The sequence below is a fragment of the Nocardiopsis sp. TNDT3 genome, assembly GCF_003427465.1.
GTDB classification, from domain to species: domain Bacteria; phylum Actinomycetota; class Actinomycetes; order Streptosporangiales; family Streptosporangiaceae; genus Nocardiopsis; species Nocardiopsis dassonvillei.
Genome location: NZ_QPFC01000329.1, coordinates 1 through 5,463 on the forward strand (window position 1 = coordinate 1; position 5,463 = coordinate 5,463).

3 protein-coding genes are annotated in these 5,463 nt (G+C 73.6%); 1 reads left to right on the top strand and 2 read right to left on the bottom strand.

Annotated features, from left to right (window positions below; genetic code table 11):
- Positions 1–73: 73 nt before the first annotated feature.
- Positions 74–1,075, bottom strand: a complete 1,002-nt coding sequence (locus tag DQW06_RS08965) for a tripartite tricarboxylate transporter substrate binding protein (RefSeq protein WP_117198280.1) — start codon at positions 1,073–1,075, stop codon at positions 74–76.
- A 468-nt stretch (positions 1,076–1,543) separates the two neighbouring features.
- Here DQW06_RS08965 and DQW06_RS08970 point away from each other — a divergent pair, with 468 nt between their 5' ends.
- Complete coding sequence (locus tag DQW06_RS08970) at positions 1,544–4,327, top strand: aconitate hydratase (RefSeq protein ID WP_232832985.1); 2,784 nt, start codon at positions 1,544–1,546, stop codon at positions 4,325–4,327.
- 112 nt (positions 4,328–4,439) lie between these two features.
- Here DQW06_RS08970 and DQW06_RS08975 read toward each other — a convergent pair whose 3' ends face one another.
- Entirely contained in the window at positions 4,440–5,381 is a 942-nt protein-coding gene (locus DQW06_RS08975) for a GntR family transcriptional regulator (RefSeq protein WP_013152051.1), read from the bottom strand.
- Positions 5,382–5,463: the final 82 nt, after the last annotated feature.

A 5,463-nucleotide genomic window follows, 5' to 3' on the forward strand; every position in this document is an offset into this window, starting at 1 on the left:
GCCCCGGACCCGGTGTCCGTGCCGGTCTCCGCGTCGGTGTCCGGGGACTGCACCCCGGCGGGTCTTTCTCGGGTCACGACAGTCCCAATCCCTCGATGATCTGCTCCAGGCGCGCGGTCTCCTCGGTGAGGAACGCGTCGAAGTCCTCCCCGGCGACGAACGCCTCCCGCCACCCGAAGCGCTCCACGGCCTCCTGCCACTCCGGCGTCCCGACCAGCGCGTGGGTCAGGTCCAGCAGGACCTCGCGCTGGTCCTCGTCCAGCCCGCCCGGCGCGGCCAGGCCGCGCCAGTTGGCCAGGTCCAGGTCCATGCCCGCCTCGCGCAGGGTGGGGACGTCCACGCCGGGCAGCGGTTCGGCGGCGGAGACGGCCAGCGCCCGCACCTCCCCGGCCTCGATCTGCGACTGGAAGCCGTTGTAGCTGGACACCGCGATGTCGGAGGTGTGCGACAGCAGGGAGGTGAGCACCTCGCCGTCGCCCGAGTAGACGATGTAGTTCAGTTCGGAGGGCGAGACCCCGAGCCCGTCGAGCATCAGCGCGGCCAGCAGGTGGTCCGAGGTGCCGATGGCGCCCCCGCCCACCACGAGGTCGCGGGGCGCCCCGGTCCAGGCCGCGGCCAGGTCCTCCAGGGTCCGCAGCGGGGAGTCCTGGCGGACCGCGACCACGATGTAGTCCTCGGCCAGCCGGGCCAGGGGCGTGACGTCGGCCAGGGTGGTCCGCGAACCGGTGATCTCGATGCCGCCCAGGATCGAGCTGCCCATCACCATGAGCACGTCCCCGCGCCCGCTCTGCTGCGCCGTGTGGTTGAGGCCGACGGTGCCGCCGCCACCGGGCAGGTTGAGCACCTCGACCCCGCTGGCCAGGCCGTTCTGCTGGAGCGCGTACTGCGTCTGCCGGGCGACGGTGTCGAAGCCGCCGCCCGCCGCGGCGGGAACCACCATCTCCAGGCGCCCACCGCCCGTACGCGCTTCACGGGAGGTCTCGCCAGCGCGGACCTCCACCAGGGCACCGGCGAGGGCGACCGCTCCGATCGCACCCGCGATCGCCTCGCGTCGGCTCGGAGCCGTTATCTGCATTGCTGTCCCCCACGGGTCGAGTGACCGGTGCCGGGGCCCGGTCCCTGTGTGACGTGTGCCTCGTGAGGCGGGGCACACACCTGGAGATATTGCACCAAGATGAACGCGAGTGCAATATGCGGGACCCGAGATCAGTGCTCGTCACCCCTCGGGAGCTTCCCGGTTCTCCCCGCGTGGGGTCAAGGGTCGACGGGGGCGCGGCCGGCGCGGCGCGCGGCGTTCCGACGCAGGTGGTCTCGTGGTTGTGGCGAGGTTCGGGCGTCCAAGCCCGCTGCGAGTACAAGGGTGCGGCGGAGGGCGAGGGTCGGTCGCGACCTGGCGGGATGCCTCGAAGGGCCGGGCGGCCGCTCCCAGGGGCTGGATCCGCCAGGTGTTTCTACTTTGTACTAGTCTCTTTGCTAGAACAATCATGGGGCTCCGGGAACCGGCGCACCCGAGGACCAGCGTGGGGGGACGATGGACGAATCCGTGGCCACAACCGCCAGAACCGCCGCGACAGCGGTACTCAACGCGGCCGGAAGCGAGTTCCGCTACGTCGCGCTCGACCGGCTGCTCACCCCCGACGAGCTGGACCGCGCGCCCTACACGGTCCGCGTCCTGGTGGAGAACGTGGCCCGCCGGGCGCCCGAGGCCCTGCCCGCGGTGCTCGCCCGCGTGCGCTCGGGCAGAGGGGACTGCGAGGTCCCCTTCCACCCCAACCGGATGATGCTGCACGACACCACGTGCCTGCCCACGCTCACCGACCTGGCCGCCCTGCGCGACACGGTCACCGAACTGGGCGGCGACGCAGCGGACGTCAACCCGGTGATCGCCACCGACCTGGTCGTGGACCACTCCGTGATCGCCGAGGCGCACGGTTCGGTGGCCGCCTTCGCCCGCAACCTCGACATCGACTTCCGCCGCAACGCCGAGCGGTACGAGTTCGTCAAGTGGGCCGAGCGCAGCGTGCGCGGCTTCCGCGTGGTCCCCCCGGGCCGGGGCATCATCCACCAGGTCAACATGGAGACCCTCGCCCGCGTGGTCTGGCGCGAGGACGGCGGCGACGGCCCCGACCTCCTGCACCCCGACGTCCTCGTGGCCACCGACAGCCACACGCCGATGATCAACGCCATCGGCGTCCTGGGCTGGGGTGTGGGCGGCCTCCAGGCGCAGGCCGCCATGCTCGGCGAACCCGTGATGCTCAACTTCCCCGAGGTCGTCGGCGTCCGGCTCACCGGGGGCCTGCGGCGCGGCGTCACCGCCACCGACCTGGCGCTGACGCTGACCGAGCTGCTGCGCGCGACCGGCGTCGTGGACGCGTTCGTGGAGTTCTGCGGGCCGGGGATCGACGGCCTGTCCTGGTCGGCGCGCGCGGCGGTGGCGAACATGGCGCCCGAGTACGGCGCCACGTGCGCCTACTTCCCCTACGACCGCGAGGTCCGCGACTACCTGCTCCTGACCGGGCGCGAGGACGGGCACGTGGAGGCGGTGGACGCCTACATGCGCGCCCAGGGGCTGGTGCGCGGCGCGGACTCCCCGGAGCCGCGCTTCGACCGGCTCGTGGAGTTCGACCTGGACGCGGTGGAGCCCTGCCTGGCCGGGCCGCACCGCCCCGACCAGCGCGTTCCGCTGTCCCGGGTGCCCGCGTCCTTCCTGGAGACCGCGTCCGCGCCGGAGAGCGTTCCGGCCCCCGACACGGTGGCGGGCGCGAGCACGGACGCGGGCCCGGCCGCGGCCTCGGATCTGAACTCGGCCCCGGACCCGGTCCCGGCTCCCCGCCCCGGCACGGACGGCGCCTCGGGCGCGGCGACGGGGGAGGACGTCTTCGGCGAGCCCCTCCCGCGCGGACCCGTGGGCATCGCCGCCATCACCAGCTGCACCAACACCGCCAACCCCGCGCTGATGATCCAGGCGGGTCTGCTCGCGGCACGGGCCATGGAACGCGGCCTGCGCGTCAAGCCCTGGGTCAAGACCACCCTGTCCCCGGGCTCGCGGGTGGTGGTCGGCTACCTGGAGAAGGCCGGGCTGATGGAGCCCCTGGAGGCGGCCGGTTTCCACACCGTCGGCTTCGGCTGCATGACCTGCATCGGCAACTCCGGCCCCCTCGTCCCCGAACTGGAGGGACTGGCCGGGGAGGGACTGGAGGCCGCGGCCGTGCTGTCCGGCAACCGCAACTTCCCCGGCCGGGTCAACCCGCGCGTCTCGCACGCCTACCTGGCCTCGCCGCCCCTCGTCGTGGCCTACGCCCTGGCCGGAACGGTCCTGCACGACTTCGCCGCCGAGCCGCTCGGCCACGACCGCGACGGGAACCCGGTGCACCTGGCGGACCTGTGGCCCGACGACGAGGAGGTCGCGCGCGTCGCGGAGAAGGCGGTCGACCCGCAGGCCTTCCGGGAGAACGCCGCCGAGGTCTGGGAGGGCACCGAGCAGTGGCGGGCGCTGGACGCGGCCGGGAGCACGCTCTTCCCCTGGAACGAACACTCCACCTACATCCGCCGACCGCCCTACCTCACCGGCGTGCGCCCCGAACCGGGCAGCGAGGTCCGGGTCGAGGACGCCCGGGTCCTGCTGTGGCTGGGCGACCACGTCACCACCGACCACATCTCACCGGCCGGGGCCATCCCCCGTGACAGCCTGGCCGGTGCCTACCTGCGGGAACGGGGCACCGAACCGCGCGACCTCAACCAGTACTCCACCCGGCGCAGCAACCCCGAGGTGATGCTGCGCGGCGCCTTCACCAACCCGGCCGTGGCCAACCTGCTCCTGCCGGAGGGCGAACGCGGCAGGGGAGGGCACGCCCGCGTCCTCGACGGCTCGCGCGTGGAACCGGTCTTCCACGCCGCCGCGACCTACCGCGAGGCCGGGGTGGACCTGGTGGTCCTGGCGGGCCGGTCCTACGGGACGGGGTCGAGCCGCGACGTCGCGGCCAAGGTCCAGGCCCTGCTGGGCGTGCGGGCGGTGATCGCGGAGAGCTTCGAGCGCATCCACCGCAGCAACCTCATCGGCATGGGGGTCCTGCCGCTGCTGTTCCCCGAGGGGAGCACCGCGGCCGACCTGGGGCTCGACGGCGGCGAGCGCCTGACCGTCCTCGGGCTCGGCGGGATCGGGGTGGGGGTGACGCCGCTCGTCCTCAGGGTCACCGGGGCCGACGGGAGCGCTCGGGAGCACACGGTGCTGCTGCGCCTGGACTCGGGGCACGAGGTCGCCTACCTGCGGCACGGGGGCACGATGCCCTATGTGGCGCGCCGCTTCGCGGACCGCCGTCCCGTCTGAGGCCGTCCCGGACCGGTGAACGCCCGCCCGCTCGGCCCGCCGAACCGGGGGTGCGGAGGTCCCCGGCCGTGGCCGCGCGCGTGCCGGGGACCGGCCACGGGAGGGCCGTCCGTCACAGCAGGGCGGGCGGCTCCGCGCCGATCCCGGTCTTGATCCACCGGACCCGGTCCAGGTGCGCGCGCAGGGCCCGGGAGGCCTCCTCGATCCGCCCCTCCTGGAGCAGGTCCATCAGGAGCAGGTGCTCGCGGGCCTGGTGCACCATCCGCGTGCGGTCCACCTGGTGACGGTACTCGATGAGCCTGCGCACCCGGTTCTGCCGACGCACCGCGTCGAGCAGGACCGGGTTGTTCGCGCATCCCACGAGCATCTCGTGGAACTCCGCCCCCGTCTGGAACAGGGTGCCGCGCGCCGACGACAGCGCCCTGCCCCGTACCAGGCCCTCCTGGCGCTCCCGGTGGAGCGCGAAGGCCTCCGCGTCCACCGCGAACCCCGGCTCCAGCAGCGCGGCGGGTTCCACGATCATCCGGAACCGGTAGCTGTGGTCGTGCCCCTCCGCGGTGGAGAGCACCTCCTGGAACTCCCAGCCGCGGCCCGTCCGCCGCCGCACCAGGTCCTCGGCCTCCATCCGGACCAGGACCCGCTGCACGTGCCGGGCCGCCACCCCGTGGCGGCGCGCGATCTCCGCGGCCGTGAACTCCCGGTCGAGCCGGTCGTTGAGGAAGTCGTCCACCACGCGGAAGTACAGGTCCTCCTGCCCGTCCCGCTCCGGAACGGCGTCCACGGAGGCCAGTTCGCTGCCCGGCCGGGTGAGGAAGTACCCCCGGTTCGGGATGTGCTCGACGATCCCCATCTCGTCCAGCAGCGCCAGCGCGCGCCGCACCGGGGACCGCGACACCTGGAGCCGGTCGGCGATCCACTGCTCGGTCAGGTGCGCGCCCTCGTCCAGGCCGCCCGTCCGCGCCAGCTCGCTGATCTGGGTCGCGAGCGAGAGCGCGAGCGCGGAGGCCCGGCCGTCCGCGCTCTTCCTGGCGCCCGTCTCGACTGCTCCGGTCATGCGCGTTCCCGTCGTGTGGCTGCGTTCCCTCCCTATGATGCCGGTGCTCTCCGGCCGGGGGTTCGGGTGCCAGGGGGTTCGG

Coding starts and splice junctions, on each gene's coding strand:
- DQW06_RS08965 (WP_117198280.1), bottom strand. CDS start 1,075: ATGCAGATAACGGCTCCGAGCCGACGCGAGGCGATCGCGGGTGCGATC.
- DQW06_RS08975 (WP_013152051.1), bottom strand. CDS start 5,381: ATGACCGGAGCAGTCGAGACGGGCGCCAGGAAGAGCGCGGACGGCCGG.